This window comes from Pseudomonas sp. NBRC 111131 (assembly GCF_001320525.1).
In the GTDB taxonomy this organism is placed as follows: Bacteria; Pseudomonadota; Gammaproteobacteria; order Pseudomonadales; family Pseudomonadaceae; genus Aquipseudomonas; species Aquipseudomonas ceruminis.
On record NZ_BCBH01000010.1, the window covers coordinates 167,882 to 182,940 of the forward strand.

At 63.9% G+C, this 15,059-nt stretch carries 14 protein-coding genes and 1 pseudogene; 7 read left to right on the top strand and 8 right to left on the bottom strand.

Annotated elements, in window-relative coordinates:
- Window positions 1–70: 70 nt before the first annotated feature.
- Complete coding sequence (locus APH34_RS12380; protein ID WP_054901338.1) at window positions 71–1,357, top strand: FAD-binding oxidoreductase; 1,287 nt, start codon at window positions 71–73, stop codon at window positions 1,355–1,357.
- Between the two features lie 18 nt (window positions 1,358–1,375).
- On the opposite strand, the gene APH34_RS12385 is transcribed toward APH34_RS12380, so the two are convergent.
- The gene (locus tag APH34_RS12385; protein WP_054901351.1) at window positions 1,376–2,803 is read right to left on the bottom strand and encodes a mechanosensitive ion channel family protein; all 1,428 of its coding nucleotides are present in this window, start codon (window positions 2,801–2,803) and stop codon (window positions 1,376–1,378) included.
- Window positions 2,804–3,022: 219 nt separating this feature from the next.
- Here APH34_RS12385 and ycaC point away from each other — a divergent pair, with 219 nt between their 5' ends.
- Window positions 3,023–3,652, top strand: coding sequence for an isochorismate family cysteine hydrolase YcaC (gene ycaC / locus APH34_RS12390; RefSeq protein ID WP_054901339.1), 630 nt, complete (start codon window positions 3,023–3,025; stop codon window positions 3,650–3,652).
- Window positions 3,653–3,723: 71 nt separating this feature from the next.
- A pseudogene (locus tag APH34_RS30335) lies at window positions 3,724–3,792 on the top strand (hypothetical protein); the annotation flags it as partial.
- Between the two features lie 74 nt (window positions 3,793–3,866).
- On the opposite strand, the gene APH34_RS12395 reads toward APH34_RS30335, so the two are convergent.
- The 3 genes from APH34_RS12395 to APH34_RS12405 all read right to left on the bottom strand — a co-directional run bounded on the left by APH34_RS12395 (window position 3,867) and on the right by APH34_RS12405 (window position 8,302).
- The gene (locus APH34_RS12395; RefSeq protein ID WP_054901340.1) at window positions 3,867–4,778 is read right to left on the bottom strand and encodes a LysR substrate-binding domain-containing protein; all 912 of its coding nucleotides are present in this window, start codon (window positions 4,776–4,778) and stop codon (window positions 3,867–3,869) included.
- A 118-nt stretch (window positions 4,779–4,896) separates the two neighbouring features.
- Window positions 4,897–6,690 carry a monovalent cation:proton antiporter-2 (CPA2) family protein gene (locus tag APH34_RS12400; RefSeq protein WP_054901341.1) on the bottom strand — a complete coding sequence of 598 codons (1,794 nt, stop codon included), beginning with the start codon at window positions 6,688–6,690 and terminating at the stop codon, window positions 4,897–4,899.
- Window positions 6,691–6,811: 121 nt separating this feature from the next.
- Window positions 6,812–8,302, bottom strand: a complete 1,491-nt coding sequence (locus APH34_RS12405; protein ID WP_054901342.1) for a YifB family Mg chelatase-like AAA ATPase — start codon at window positions 8,300–8,302, stop codon at window positions 6,812–6,814.
- A gap of 256 nt (window positions 8,303–8,558) precedes the next feature.
- Here APH34_RS12405 and APH34_RS12410 point away from each other — a divergent pair, with 256 nt between their 5' ends.
- Window positions 8,559–10,583 (top strand): DUF4034 domain-containing protein, encoded by a 2,025-nt coding sequence (locus APH34_RS12410; RefSeq protein ID WP_054901343.1) that lies wholly within the window; start codon window positions 8,559–8,561, stop codon window positions 10,581–10,583.
- Window positions 10,584–10,624: 41 nt separating this feature from the next.
- Here APH34_RS12410 and APH34_RS12415 read toward each other — a convergent pair whose 3' ends face one another.
- Both APH34_RS12415 and APH34_RS12420 read right to left on the bottom strand, forming a co-directional pair.
- Entirely contained in the window at window positions 10,625–11,053 is a 429-nt protein-coding gene (locus APH34_RS12415; RefSeq protein WP_054901344.1) for a molybdopterin-binding protein, read from the bottom strand.
- A 25-nt stretch (window positions 11,054–11,078) separates the two neighbouring features.
- Window positions 11,079–11,342, bottom strand: coding sequence for an accessory factor UbiK family protein (locus tag APH34_RS12420; RefSeq protein ID WP_008091866.1), 264 nt, complete (start codon window positions 11,340–11,342; stop codon window positions 11,079–11,081).
- A gap of 365 nt (window positions 11,343–11,707) precedes the next feature.
- On the opposite strand from APH34_RS12420, the gene glnK reads away from it, so the two are divergent.
- The 3 genes from glnK (at window position 11,708) to sutA (ending at window position 14,184) form a co-directional block, all read left to right on the top strand.
- A complete protein-coding gene (gene glnK, locus APH34_RS12425; protein ID WP_002555808.1) occupies window positions 11,708–12,046 on the top strand; it encodes a P-II family nitrogen regulator in 339 nt (112 codons plus the stop codon).
- 47 nt (window positions 12,047–12,093) lie between these two features.
- Window positions 12,094–13,425 carry an ammonium transporter gene (locus APH34_RS12430; protein WP_054901345.1) on the top strand — a complete coding sequence of 444 codons (1,332 nt, stop codon included), beginning with the start codon at window positions 12,094–12,096 and terminating at the stop codon, window positions 13,423–13,425.
- Window positions 13,426–13,854: 429 nt separating this feature from the next.
- Window positions 13,855–14,184: a transcriptional regulator SutA gene (gene sutA, locus APH34_RS12435; protein WP_054901346.1), complete on the top strand. Its 330-nt coding sequence runs from the start codon at window positions 13,855–13,857 to the stop codon at window positions 14,182–14,184.
- 93 nt (window positions 14,185–14,277) lie between these two features.
- Here sutA and APH34_RS12440 read toward each other — a convergent pair whose 3' ends face one another.
- Window positions 14,278–14,973 (bottom strand): HAD family hydrolase, encoded by a 696-nt coding sequence (locus APH34_RS12440; RefSeq protein ID WP_054901347.1) that lies wholly within the window; start codon window positions 14,971–14,973, stop codon window positions 14,278–14,280.
- On the bottom strand, window positions 14,970–15,059 hold a 90-nt coding region (locus tag APH34_RS29910), incomplete at its 5' end, for a hypothetical protein (protein WP_256215622.1). The genes APH34_RS12440 and APH34_RS29910, both read right to left, overlap by 4 nt.

Consider the following 15,059-nt stretch of genomic DNA (forward strand, 5'->3'; position numbering starts at 1 on the left):
GCGGGCTTGTCCCGCGAATGGGCGGCAGCGCCGCACCAACGCTATAAGAACAATATTGCTGGAGCCGGCCATGTCCGAATTGCGTCAACAATGCTTGTGGGAATACGTCAGCCAACCGAGCGTCGCCGCCCAGGCCCTGGCCGGTGAGCATCAGGCCGATGTCTGCGTCATCGGTGGCGGCATTACCGGTCTGTCGGCTGCCATCCACCTGCTCGAGCAGGGCAAGTCGGTGATCCTGCTGGAGGCCTGGAAGATCGGCCACGGTGGCTCAGGGCGCAACGTCGGCCTGGTCAATGCCGGCACCTGGATCCGCCCCGACGATGTCGAGGCGACCCTGGGCCAGAAGCAGGGCAGCCGCCTGAACAAGGTGCTGGGCGACGCCCCCGGCGAAGTGTTCGCCATGATCGAACGCTTGGGTATCGACTGCCAGGCGCAGCACAAAGGCACCCTGCACATGGCGCACAACGCCACCGGCATTGCCGACCTCCAAGCACGCCATGAACAGTGGCGCCGCCGCGGTGCTGACGTCGAACTGCTGACCGGCACCCAGTGCCAGGAATACTGCGGTACCGACAAGATTTCTGCCGCGTTGCTCGACCGCCGCGCCGGCACCATCAACCCCATGGGCTATACCCAGGGCCTGGCCGCTGCCGTTGCGCGCCTGGGCGGCAAAGTGTTCCAGCAATCCTCGGTCGAAGGCCTGGAGCGCGACGGTGACGCCTGGCGGGTAAAGACTGCACGCGGTTCCGTGCGCGCCGACAAAGTGGTGATTTCCACAGGCGCCTATACCGAGGGCGACTGGAGCAACCTGCAGAAGCAGTTCTTCCGCGGCTATTACTACCAGGTAGCTTCCAAGCCGCTGCACGGCACTGCTGCCGACAAGGTCCTGCCCCATGGCCAGGGGTCGTGGGACACCCGCACCGTGCTCAGCAGCATCCGCCGCGATGACCAAGGTCGCCTGCTGCTCGGCAGCCTCGGGCGGGTCGATAACAAGCCCGCATGGTTCGTGCGCAGCTGGGCTGACCGTATCCAGAGCCATTACTACCCGGAGCTGGGCAAGGTCGAGTGGGAGATGCACTGGACCGGCTGCATCGACTTCACCCCTGACCACCTGATGCGGCTGTTCGAGCCGGCGCCAGGGCTGGTGGCGGTGACGGGGTACAACGGGCGCGGCAACACCACCGGTACCGTTATCGGTCGTGCGTTTGCCGAGTTCCTGCTCAAGGGGGAGGCCGACAGCCTGCCCATTCCGTTCTCGCCGATGACCGGTGTGAGTGCGCCTTCTTTGCGCACGGCGTTCTATGAGTCCGGGTTCTCGCTGTACCACGCGGGGCAATGTCTGCGGGTGGTGCTGTAGCCGCTCGCTGTGGCCCTGTCACTTGTGCAACCAGCTCAGGAAGCCGCCTTTCTTGATCAGGGCCGGCTTCTGCAATAGCAAGGACTCACGGCTCTGCTGGCGGAAGCGTTGCAGCTTGGCCAGCGCGGTCTGCACCTCGCCACGCTGCGCCAGGCAGCTCCTCACCTGCTCCTTGTCGATGCGATAAAGCACGCAGCTGGTCAGGGTGCGGAATTCGGCGAACGAACCGTCTTCATCGATGATGCCTTCGACCCCCAGCACCTCACCTGGCCCCATGCGGCCAGCCTCCAGCAACGTGTCACCATCGCGCACGGATGCCGAGACCACGCCACTGCCAATCACCAGCAGGTGATCGGCCTGCTCGCCGACACCCAGGATCACCTGATCGGCCAGATACTCCACCGTGGTCATGCGTTGGCTGAGCGCATCGCGCTCCTGCGCAGACAATGAACGGAACACCCGCACTTCGTCCAACACCTCGCGCTGGCGGCTGCGCGGTGGCATCGCCAGGTCGACATTCCACATCACCCCACTGGCCTCAAGGTGACGATGCGCCAAGTCGAACAGCTGGTTGCGTGCGTCGGTCTTGCCGCCCATGTCGGCGATGAAACCGCTGGCTTCATATTCCACCGACTCCAGCGTCGAGGCCTTCACCGTGACCTTTGGCTTGGGTGAGGGGAGGATGGCGCGGGTGCCCTGCAGGGCCTTTTCCAGCGCATCGAACACGCGCTTTGGCCGCACCCTGGCCGGCACCACCACACTGATCGACACCCCATGCACATCGGCCGGGCGGCTGTGGTTGAGCAGCCTGGCCTTGGCCGCCAGCGAATTGGGGATCACCGCCAGGCTGCCGGTGCCGGTCAGCAGGCGAGTGGCACGCCAGTCGATGTCCAGTACCTTGCCTTCGGTGCCGTCGATGGAGATCGCATCGCCGATCTGGTAGGGCCGCGTGGTGTTCAGCACGATGCCGCTGAACACGTCGGCCAAGGTGCTTTGTAGCGCCAGGCCGATGACGATGGCCATCACCCCGGAGGTGGCCAGCAGGCCCTTGACCGGCAGCTGCATCACATAGCCGGCGGCGGCAACCACGGCCGCCAGAAAGATCAACGCTCCCAGTACATCCTGCAGCAAGCGCCCGCCATGGCTGCCCCGTGCCCCCAGCAGCAGGCCGAACACCACCGTTACCGTGCGCGCGCCGAACAGCCACCAGCCGATCGCCAGCACCGTGGCCATCAGGTTGCGGGACACATCGTCGGGCCAGGGTGGCGGTTGCAATGGGCTCATCCCCGCAGCCAGCAGCACCCAACTGAACAGCAGGAAGATCAACACCCGTGCGCCGATGCGCCAGGCGCGGCGCTGGAGGGGGATCAGTTGCCAGAACACCAGGTCAAGCAGGATCAGGGCGGTACCGAGCAACAACGGGGACGACTGGATGAACGCCAGCATGATGGTCTCGGGGTGAGGGGAGGGCTGTGGGAAGTAATAGAGCAGGTTGGAGAGGCAGGCAATGAAGCCAAGCAAATCCACTGCCAATCCATCGTTCATAAAACAGAACGCTAAAGCCAAAAACCGCTATCTACCGCTCCAAAGGTGACGGTTTTAATCTTTTCCCATCAACGCGAACACCCCACCCACTGAAACTCAAAGCCCTTAGGAGCTACCACCATGGCCCACTTCAAATACAACCGCCTGAACAAAGATGACGCTGCCGTACTGCTGGTTGACCACCAGGCGGGTCTGCTGTCGCTGGTACGCGATATCGAGCCGGATACCTTCAAGAACAACGTGCTTGCCCTGGCCGACCTGGCCAAGTTCTTCAACCTGCCGACCATCCTCACCACCAGCTTCGAGCAAGGCCCCAACGGTCCCCTGGTGCCAGAGCTCAAGGCCCTGTTCCCCGAAGCGCCGTACATCGCTCGCCCAGGCCAGATCAACGCCTGGGACAACGAGGACTTCGTCAAGGCCGTGAAGGCGACGGGCAAGAAGCAGCTGATCATCGCCGGTGTAGTCACTGAAGTGTGCGTAGCCTTCCCGGCCCTGGCCGCGCTGGAAGAAGCGTTCGACGTGTTCGTGGTGACCGACGCCTCCGGTACGTTCAACGCCCTGACACGCGACGCGGCACACAATCGCATGAGCCAGGCCGGCGCGCAGCTGATGACCTGGTTCGGGGTGGCCTGCGAGCTGCACCGCGACTGGCGCAACGATATCGAAGGGCTGGGCGCGCTGTTCGCCAATCGGATCCCGGACTACCGTAATCTGATGACCAGCTACAACGCTTTCCACGCTGGTCAGTAAGCCGAGCGGCCTCGGGCACCGGTAGCCGGTGCCCGACACGGCCCAGACCAGACGGAGAAGACCATGCCCCCATCGAGTCGGTGCTCACCGTTGTCGATGGCAACGTGGTGTACGCAGCGGCCGAGTTCGACAGTGCCGGGGCGTGTGGGGTGCGTTGGGTTGCTCGTGCTTTGCGTTCTGAGCCTCTTGGTGTTTATCCATGGCACCCACGGGCTCAAGCCATGTCGCTGATAGCGAACTCCTGCGCCAGGTGATCGATCAACGCTCTCACCGACGGCAGCAACCCGCGCCGCGACGGGAAAATCGCATGCACGATGCCACAGCGTGGCTGCCACTGCGGCAGCAACTCCACCAATCGGCCTGCAGCCAGATCCTCGCGCACCGCCACCCGTGGCAGGTGCGCGATGCCGACCCCAGCCACCACGAAATGCCGCAGGGCAAACAGGTCATCGGTGACCACCCGGGGTGTATGCGGGATCACGACGCTACGGCTCATGTCCTCGCCCTGGAACAGCTCCCACTGGTACTCACGCTGGGCACCGCCCCAATGCATGCTGGGCAGGGCACCGAGTTGTTGCGGGTCGAAGCCTGCCGGCAGTTGCTGCAGAAACTGCGGGTGGCCCACCAGGCACTGGGTGCTGTTGCTCAGCACCTTCATCACCATGTCGGTGTTCTCCAGCGGCGGGAAACGCACGCGCAGTGCCACGTCGAAGCCTTCGTGCAGCAGGTCGACGCGGCGGTTGGTGCTCTCGATGAACAGCTCTACCTGCGGGTACTTGAGCATGTAGCGGGTGAGCATCGGCCCGACCCAGGAGTTGAGCAGGGTGGTCGGGCAACTGATGCGCACCAGGCCGCGCGGCTCGCTGCGGTTGCGCTCGATGATCTCTGCCGCGCCCTCGGCTTCTACACGCATGGCCAGGCAACGGTTGTAGTAGGCCTGGCCGATTTCGGTCAGTGAACAATGTCGGCTGGTGCGATGCAACAGACGCACGCCAAGGCGCTCTTCAAGGTCGGCGACACGCCGGCTGAGCTTCGACTTGGGCATGTCCAGCGCCCGGCCTGCCGGGGCGAAGCCGCCATGCTCGACGACCTGGGTGAAGTAGTAGAGGGAGTTGAGGTCTTCCAATCGGCCTTCTCCAGAGGGTGCGCCGTGAGCGGATTTCGCAGTCTACCGCAGCCCAGGGGATGAGCATGAGCGTTACCCCTGGGCACAAAACAACGGGCCGCCGCCTTCGGCACGGCTGTTACTCGGTATCGGAGTCGAACAACCGCTCCAACTCCACCCGCGCCTCTTTGGCCGTCTGCATGACCTTGGCCCGGTCGTCGCGCACTTGCCCCTGCGCCACCAGCACTTCCTCGTCATGCTGGGTGAACCGCTGGATGCGATCCGCCGCCTGCTCAGCGCTCAGGCCCAGGCCGATCAGGGCACGGCGGGTCATTTCCAGGCTTGAATAGAAGGTTTCGCGGATCGGTTCGGCGCCCACGTCCACCAGCTTGTGCACATGCTGGCGGTTGCGCGCGCGGGCCAGCACTTTCAGGTGCGGGTACAGGCGCTTGACCCGTTCTGCCGTGCGTGTGGTCGCCTCGGGGTCGTCGATCGTGATCACCAGGTACTCCGCTTCACCCACCTTGGCCGCATGCAGCACTTCCGGGCGCAGCGGGTCGCCATAGAACACCGGGGCCTGCTCGAACATGCGGGTCATCTCGATGGCATCCACCGAGGTTTCGAGCGCGATGAAGGGGATTTTCTGCGCACGCAGGATGCGCGAAACAATCTGCCCCATGCGGCCCATGCCGACGATCACCACCCGCGGCGTGCCGGCATCGATGGTTTTGTATTGCTCAGGGATTTCCCGCGCCGGTGCCGGTTGCGGGCGTTTGAGGGCGCGGGCGCAACCGAGCATCAGCAACGGCGTGACGGCCATCGACAGGGTAATGGTCATCAGCAGCAGGTCGTAGGTGAGGGTATCGAACAGCCCCTGGTCCTTGCCCAGCTTGAAAACCACGAAGGCAAACTCGCCACCGGCGGCCAGCACCATGCCCAGGCGCAGCGCGCTGGTGCTGTTCAGGCCACCGGCCAGGCGGCCGACGCCAATCAGCAGCACCAGTTTGACCGCTACCAGCAACAGGGTCAGGCCAAGCAGCACCCACGGCATTTCCAGCAGCAAACGCAGGTTGGCGCCCATGCCGACGCTGATGAAGAACAGGCCCAGCAGCAGGCCCTTGAAGGGCTCGATCTGCGACTCCAGCTCATGGCGATACTCTGAGTCGGCCAGCAACAGGCCGGCGAGGAAGGCGCCCAGGGCCATGGAAACCCCGGCTTCTTCCATGAGCCAGGCGGTACCGATGACCACCAGCAGCGCAGTAGCGGTGGAGACCTCTGGTAAGCCGGTGCGGGCAACGGTGCGAAACACCGGGCGCAGCAGGTAGCGGCCACCGACGATCACCACGGCGATGCTGGCGAATACTTTCAGGGCATGCGCCAGGCTGTCGCTGTGACTGGTGTCCGGGCCGCTGGCCGCCAGTAACGGCACCACGGCGATCAACGGGATGGCGGCAATGTCCTGAAACAGCAGGATGGCGAAGGCAAGGCGGCCATGGGGTGCATTCAGTTGCTTGGCTTCGGCCAGGCTCTGCAAACCCAGGGCAGTAGAGGACAATGCCAGCCCCAGGCCGAGTACCACCGCCGCAGGCAGCGGCTGTGCAAAGCCGAACAGGGCGATGGCGCCGATGATGGCACCGGTCAGCAGCACCTGTGCGCTGCCGACACCAAACACCGATTTGCGCATCAGCCACAGCCGCTTGGGCGACAGTTCAAGGCCGATGATGAACAGCAGCAAAACCACGCCAAGCTCAGAAATATGCGCAACGCTCTCGGTGTCGCGGATCAGGCCCAGCGCCTGGGGGCCGATGACCACGCCGGCTAGCAGGTAGCCGAGCACGGCACCTAGCTGCAGGCGTTTGGCCAGGGGAACCGCAAGGACTGCGGCGAACAGGAAGATCACCGCGGTTTGCAGCAGGCTGCCTTCGTTCGGCATCGGCTCGTACTCCATGAGCTGCCGGGGCAGCGTTAGGCCAGTGTGGAGGACAATTCTGCGGCGGGTGGCGGTTGCAGACAACCCGGTGGCCAGCAGAAGCATTGCCCTCCGGCCCCAGGGGCTAGGGGCTGCCCGGTCTGTACTGCAGCGCCTCCGCCAGGTGTGCCCGGGTAATCACCGTGCTGCCCTCCAGGTCTGCCAAGGTACGTGCCACTTTCAATAAACGGTGCGCGGCGCGCAAGGACAGGGTCAGGCGCTCGCAGGCGCTTTCCAGCCAGGCCTGGTCCGTGGCGGCCAGGTTACAGTGCTGGCGTAGGCCATCCAGGTTCAGAAACGCATTGGCACACCCTTGCCGACGCTGCTGCACCTCACGGGCCTCGGCCACCCGGGCCGCTACCTCGGCGCTGCTTTCGCCGCTGGGCTGATTGGTAAGGCTCGTGGTCTCCCGGGCGACCGTCAGGTGCAGGTCAATGCGGTCCAGCAACGGGCCAGACAGCTTGTTGCGGTAGCGCTGGATCTGTTCGGTACTGCAGCGGCAGCGGCCGGTGGGGTCGCCAAGGTAACCGCAAGGGCAGGGGTTCATCGCCGCCACCAACTGGAAGCGTGCAGGAAACCGTACCTTGTCCCGCGCACGGGCGATCACGATCTCGCCAGACTCCAGCGGCTCGCGCAGCACTTCAAGCACGCGGCGCTCGAACTCGGGCAACTCATCGAGAAACAGCACGCCATGGTGGGCCAGGGTAATCTCCCCGGGTTGCGGCCGGCTGCTGCCGCCGACCAACGCCGGGCCCGAGGCAGAGTGATGGGGGTGGCGGAACGGGCGTTGCGGCCAGCTATTGAGTGGCGTGTGCCCGGTTACCGACTGGATAGCCGCCACCTCTAGCGCCTCATGCTCATCCAGCGGCGGCAGCAGGCCTGGCAGCCGGCTGGCGAGCAGCGTCTTGCCGGTGCCGGGCGGGCCAGTAAATAGCAGGTTGTGCGCCCCGGCGGCAGCCAGTAGCAAGGCGCGCTTGGCGGCGACCTGGCCCTGCACCTCACTCAGGTCAGGGTAAGGACGGCTCTGCAGGGTCAGGCCATTGGCGGCGAAAGGTGGCAGCGGCACCTGGCCATTCAGGTGGGCGACCAGCTCGAGTAGATGGCCCACGGCATACACCACCAAGCCGCCGGCCAGGCTGGCTTCCTCGGCGTTCTCCCGCGGCACGACCAATGCCCGGCCTGCTTCCCGGGCGGCCAGTGCAGCGGGCAGCACGCCCTGCACGGGGCGCAGTTTGCCTGAGAGCGCCAATTCCCCCAGGCATTCGATTTCGCTCAAGGCCGCCACCGGTACCTGCCCGTCGGCGGCAAGAATCCCCAGGGCAATGGCCAGGTCATAGCGGCCGCCGTCCTTGGGCAGGTCTGCAGGGGCCAGATTCTGGGTAATGCGCCGTTGCGGGTAATTCAACCCCGAGTTGACGATGGCGCTGCGTACCCGGTCCTTGCTCTCCTTGACTGTTGTTTCGGGCAGGCCGACCAGGGTGAGGTGGGGCAGGCCGTTGGCCAGGTGGGTTTCAACACTGACCGCCGGCGCCTGTACGCCAACCTGGGCGCGGCTGTGGACGAGGGCAAGGGACATGGACGCTCCGTTGTCGCTGAAGTTGGGCGCCGCTTCCTGCGGCGTGGGCACAGCATAGTGAGGGGCGCGGGAGGGGGCGCAAGAAGAGTTCGTCGTTGTGTTTCAGGCCAGGCGTTTTCCCTGTGTTTTCATACAATCTGACAAATAATGGATCCAATACCTTTGCGCAGTGCAAAGGTATGGCTTAGTGTTCACGTGCTCTTGCCGTTGCCATCGGACGACAACGCGACTCCTAAAATGGACTCAAGGTAATCCCGTGCAAACGCTTACTCGCACCCGCCAGCAGATCCGTGAACGGGTGCAGGCCCATGAATTTGCCGACCTCAACCGCTACTTCGATGCCCTCCAGGCGCACTGGCAACAAGCGGCGCCCGGCGAGTGCCCGGCCTACCTGGAGGCGGTCCAGGGTTACATGCTGGTCGATTGGGATGCCGAGGGCAGCAAAACCCTGAGCCAGACGCTCAAAGCGTGGATCGATGCGTGCCCCAAGGCTTACCACCCGCAGGTGGTCATGGGGTTTCACTGTCTGAGCCGGGCCTGCCACATCCGCGGCGCCGTTGCCGCCAATGAGGTCAGCGAAGCGCACTGGCTGGCCGCCGAGCAAGCCTGCGAAATGGCCACGGCACACTTTCTTCGGGCTATGGAGCGCTCCACGCAGCCTGTAGCCGCAGCCATCGGCATGCTGCGAATCAGTGCGCATTTCCGTGAGCCAGGTTGGCTGGTCGAATTGTTCCATGGGCAGGCAGCGCGCTTTCGGCCAAGCGCGCATGCCGATGTCGAAGTGCAGGAGGCGGCGGCACCCTTGCTGGTCAAGTACGGGCTGGCGCCCCTGGTCGCGCTGCCACAGGGGCTGCCGTCCTGCTTGAGTGCGCGCTTGCCCGGCGCCCAGGAGAGCGCCCCGGCGTACTGGCTGCGCCATGCGCTGGCGTGGCTACCTGGGTGTTTCGAGGCGGTCGAAGCGCGTGCCGCTTACCTGACACCGCGGTGGGGGGGAAGCTACGAGGCGATCGAAGCGCTGGCCAGCAGTCCGGTGTGCCAGCGTTGGAATGAGATGCAGCGCAATGCGCTACGGTGGTTGGCAGTGGAAGACCAGCTCCGGTTGCCCGAGCCCGATCAGTCGCAACAGATCGCGGTTTGGCAGGAGACGTTCCAGCATTGGGCGCAACGTCAGCTCAGGCCCAAGGAGCGCGCCACGCTGCTGGCCCGCCGTGGCGCCTTGCGTCGCTATTCGTTGCACGATTACCACGGGGCGATGCGCGACTTCACCGCTTGCGTCGCGTTGTATCCTGATCAAGGCTTCGTGCCGACCATCGGCGAGCCGTTCTACAGCGTGGTCTGCCTGGTGCTGGTGCACGGTGTGCGGGACGGTGCGCAAACGTTACGGGTCGTGATCGAGCGGTTGTGCAACAACCACAGGCAAGCGGCGGCCTGCGCGCTACGGGCGGCTGGGCATCAATTTGGCTTGTGGGGGTTCAGGCAATCGTCCGAGCAGGCCAATGCCTGGCTGCGCACAGCGGTGAAGCGCCAATGTGGGCGCGAGGGGCGGGGCTTCGACGTACTCGACGTGCCGCGGCTGTTGTGGGCCGCCAACCTGCACGAAGTGGCGCATTTTCTCTATGTGCACTGCGCCGACCTGAAGCTGCCGGATGCCGCCGTCACCCTGTACGACTTGCACCTTGGCCGGCTGGAGAACACTCCGCAGCTTTATCTGAGTGCCGAGCTTGCCCAGCATTGGTTGTTGCGTGCGGTGGCTTGCGGCAATCCGCGGGCCAAGTACACCTTGGCCTGCCAACGTATGCAGGGCGCGCAGGACCTGGAGCGAGACACGCTGCTAGCGGTCCGGCGCCTACTGCTCGACGCGTTGGGCCATCCGCAGGTGGGTGCCCGCGCGCGTCTGCAACTGGGCATTCTGTTGCGCCAGCACGGCGAGCCACAGGAGCGAAACGAGGCGGTCGATTATCTGCTGGGCCTGGCCGAGCACTCGGACGTGGGGATTGCCGCACGTGCCAGCGCGGAGCTCGGGCTGGCCTGGATGCAGGGGCATGGGACCCGCAAGCAGAGCCGTTTTGCAGCGATCGAGTGGGTCAACCGTGCGGCCGCACTGCAACCGGGTGAACCGGTCATCGAGGAGATACAGGCGCAAGTGCTCAATTCGCACAGCCGGGTTAAGACGTTGCTCACGGTGTGCGGGGCGACCTTGTTCCGCGGCGATCTGCAGGCCAGCGAACTGCCGCAAAAAGCGATCGCCCCGGAACAGGAACGCCAGAAGGTTTCCGCCTGAAGGCGGGCACAACATAGGGGGCCGCCGGCGGCCCCGCATGCTTATGGCTTGGCGCCGAGGATGATGTGCGAGGCCTTGATCAGCGCAGTGGCTTTCACACCGGGTACCAGCCCCAGTTCCTGCACTGCCTCGCGGGTGACGATGGCGAACACCTCGGTGCCGCCCGCCAGCTTCAGAACCACTTCGGCATTCACCGCGCCGTCACCCACCCGCACCACTTCGCCTTCCAGCGCGTTGCGTGCAGACAGCTTGTAACCGTCCGCATCGGTCATCAGCACCACCCAGGGCGCCTTGACCAGGGCCACGGCCTGCTTCCCGACATTGATATTGAGGCTATGCAGGCTGGCCATGGTGACCACGGCCACCAGCTTCTCGCCACCAGCCAGCGTCAGCTCGACCTCGGCATTGACTGCCCCGGGCTGAACGTTGCTGACCTTGCCTTCGAACACATTGCGGGCACTGACTTTCATGCTTGGGCACTCCTTCATGCGGTTTTTATTCCTGTGCCGCTGGCGCCATCCGGGCTTCCAGCTCGGCTACCTGTTTTTCCAGGGCTTCCAGGCGCGCGCGGGTGCGGGCCAGCACGACCATCTGGCTGTCGAATTCTTCCCGGCTGACCAGGTCCAGCTTGCTGAAGGCGCCTTGCATCAGCACCTTGAACTGGCTTTCCAGCTCGGCGCGGGGCTGGGCGGTGTCGCTGCTGAAGAGGCGCGAGGCCTGGTCGCTCAGAGCATCGAGAAGGGCTTTGGGCGCGAGCATGTTGGGCTGTCCACTGAAACGAAAGAAATGGCCCGCAGTGTAGCACGGACAATTTCCGCTCTTGATTGCACGTTTTTCGAGCAGTGTACGGGGCGGGTGCGCACCAATAATGTGCATCTTTTCGATGCTGGCGACTGGCCAACGCCGCCTGTTTCGCGCAACTCGCTGTTTTTCGGTGCTTTTGCAGACCTGGCAAGGTTTCTGCAAAGACCAGTGCGAGCCATGCACTGATGCAGTTCCTTGTGACCAGGCAGTGCGCACGCGGAGCCGGATGCCGACGACGCGTTACAAAGCCAACCGCTGCGCTTAGACTTGAGACGGGTTTGTTTTCCTGGGGCAAGTCCACCAAATCGGGAGAGAGTTTCATGAAGCTAGTCACAGCCATCATCAAGCCGTTCAAGCTGGACGACGTGCGCGAGTCGCTGTCGGAAATCGGCGTGCAGGGCATCACCGTCACCGAAGTCAAAGGCTTCGGCCGGCAGAAGGGCCACACCGAACTGTATCGCGGTGCGGAATACGTAGTCGACTTCCTGCCCAAGGTGAAGATCGACGTCGCCATCGACGACAAGGACCTTGATCGCGTGATCGAGGCCATCACCAAGGCGGCCAACACCGGCAAGATCGGTGACGGCAAGATCTTCGTGGTGAATCTGGAGCAGGCAATCCGCATCCGTACCGGCGAAACCGATACCGACGCGATCTAAGCGCCCAACAAAGCCTCACCAAACCCAACGCCCCAGGAGAAAACAACATGACTCTGCGTAAGATCGCAGGGCTAGGAGCCCTATTGTCCCTCGTAATGCCGGGCCTCGCCCTGGCAGAGGAGGCTGCCCCAGCGCTGAACTCCGGCGACACCGCCTGGATGCTCACAGCAACGGCGCTGGTGCTGTTCATGACCATCCCCGGCCTGGCCCTGTTCTACGGCGGTATGGTGCGTTCCAAGAACGTGCTTTCGGTGATGATGCAATGCTTCGCCATCACTGGGCTGATGAGCATTCTCTGGGTCGTTTACGGTTACAGCATCGCCTTCGATACCACTGGTATGGAAAAGGGCGTGCTCAATTTCAATTCCTTCGTCGGCGGCTTCTCCAAGGCGTTTCTCAGCGGCGTCACGCCGTCGGGCCTGACCTCGGCCACCGCGTTGTTCCCGGAGGCGGTGTTCATCACCTTCCAGATGACCTTCGCCATCATCACGCCGGCGCTGATCGTCGGTGCCTTCGCCGAACGCATGAAATTCTCGGCGATGCTGGTGTTCATGGGCATCTGGTTCACCCTGGTCTACGCACCGATCGCGCACATGGTCTGGAGCGGTGACGGTGCGCTGCTGTGGGACTGGGGCGTGCTCGATTTCGCAGGCGGCACCGTGGTGCACATCAACGCCGGTATCGCAGGCCTGGTCTGCTGCCTGGTACTGGGCAAGCGCAAAGGCTACCCAACTACCCCCATGGCCCCGCACAACCTGGGCTACACCCTGATGGGCGCGGCCATGCTGTGGATCGGCTGGTTCGGCTTCAACGCAGGCTCCGCTGCTGCCGCCAACGGCACGGCCGGCATGGCCATGCTGGTGACCCAGATCGCCACCGCCGCCGCCGCGCTGGGCTGGATGTTCGCCGAGTGGATCGGCCACGGCAAGCCAAGTGCCCTGGGCATTGCCTCGGGTGTGGTTGCCGGCCTAGTGGCCATCACCCCGGCTGCCGGTACCGTAGGCCCGATGGGCGCCCTGGTGATCGGCCTGGTTTCGGGTGTGGTCTGCTACTTCTGCGCCACCAGCCTCAAGCGCAAGCTGGGCTATGACGACTCCCTGGACGCCTTCGGCGTACACGGCATCGGCGGCATCATTGGCGCCATCCTCACCGGTGTGTTCGCGGCACCTGCCCTTGGCGGCTTCGGCGCGGTCACCGATATCGGTGCGCAGGTCTGGGTACAGGCCAAGGGCGTGATCTTCACGGTGGTCTATACCGCGGTCGTCACCTACGTGATCCTCAAGGTACTGGACAAGGTGATGGGCCTGCGGGTCAACGAAGAAGAAGAGTCGGTCGGCCTCGACCTGGCTCAGCACAACGAACGTGGTTACAACCTGTAACTGCGACGCAGGAAAAACTTGCCCGGCTTGCCGGGCATTTTTTTGCCTGATTTTTGCCATTTCCTGCAGAGCAAACGGTTTATCACCCACGTTCGCGACGTAGGCCAAAAACTTACAAGTAGCAGGGCATTCATGGAGCTTTGCTTTTTCTACGGGCGCGCTAGAATGCGCGCCGAAGGGTGTTTGACGAGCAGTCCGCACGCTTCGTCAGCCTTTGCTAGGCTTGCCAGTAGCGTGCGGCCAGCAGGGTTACAAGGATTTGTCAGGCCCTGCCAGGAGCAGGGCCTGCTGGGTGCCGCCTCCCATCAGGAGCGCCGACCCAAGGGCAGTGGCCTAACCCACGGCCAGTTGAATTTTCACTGGTGGCTGCCGGTCTACGGCTCCACTGGTCTATAACTAACCTGCTTTTCGCAAGTCATGAGGTAGAACATGAGCGACGACGATCTGGAAAATGATGACCTCGAAGTAGGCGACGAAGACGAGGCGGATGATGGCCTGGAAGCTGCGGCTGACGATGTTGCCGAAGATGCTGGCGATGACGACAGCAGCCCGGCACCTGCTGCCAAGGGCAAGTCCAAGGCGGCCGTCTCGGTAGACGAGATGCCGAGCATGGAGGCCAAGCAGAAGGAACGTGACGCCCTGGCCAAGGCCATGGAAGAGTTCCTCGCGCGCGGTGGCAAGGTTCAGGAAGTCGAGGCCAACGTGGTCGCCGACCCGCCCAAGAAGCCGGACAATAAATACGGCAGCCGCCCTATCTGAGTGTTCGCACGCAAAAAAGCCCGCCGTCGCTGCGGGCTTTTTTGTGGGTAGGGTTTTTGTGCTGTCTGTACCGGCCCATCGCCGGCGCCCCTTTCAGCGCCAGCGCGCGATCACGTCAGGCAGCTGCGATAACCGCTGAATCTCTGCATCCGGTGCCTGTTCGCCCGCCCAGGCCTTGCGCTGCGGGTTGAACCACACCGCGCGCAACCCTGCGCGCTGCGCCCCGCCGATGTCATCCCCGGGGTGATCACCGACGTGCACCGCAGCACCGGCCTCGACCTCTGCGCGTTTCAGCGCCTCCCTGAAAGGCGCCGGGTCCGGCTTACCGATACCCAGGTCCTCCGCGCACAGGGCAAAGCGGAAGTAGTCGGCCAGCCCCAGGCGGCGTACGTCGGCGTTGCCATTGGTTACCACCCCCAGGGTGTACTGATGGCGCAGGATTTCCAGCACCGGCTGCACCTCCGGGAACACCTCGACCTGGTGCCGCGCATGCAAAAACACTTCAAAGCCCTCGTTGGCCAGTTCTTGAGCCTGCTTTTCGCTGTAGCCGACCTCTTCCAGGGCGTGGAACAGCACGCGCCGGCGCAGGGCGCTGATGCGGTGCTTGAGGCCCGGTTCGGCTTGCACCAGGCGTTCACGGATGGCGAACAGGTGATCCACCGGTACGCCACCCAGGATCGGGGCATTGGCCTGCAGCCAGTCGCGCAGCACGACTTCCGCGCTGGCAATCACTGGCGCGGTGTCCCACAGGGTATCGTCGAGGTCGAAGGTGATCAGCTTGATGCTCATGAGTCTGTGCCTTTGCTGCGTTTGGCCCGGGGATGGGCGCTGTCGTACACCGCGGCCAGGTGCTGGAAGTCCAGGTGGGTGTAGAT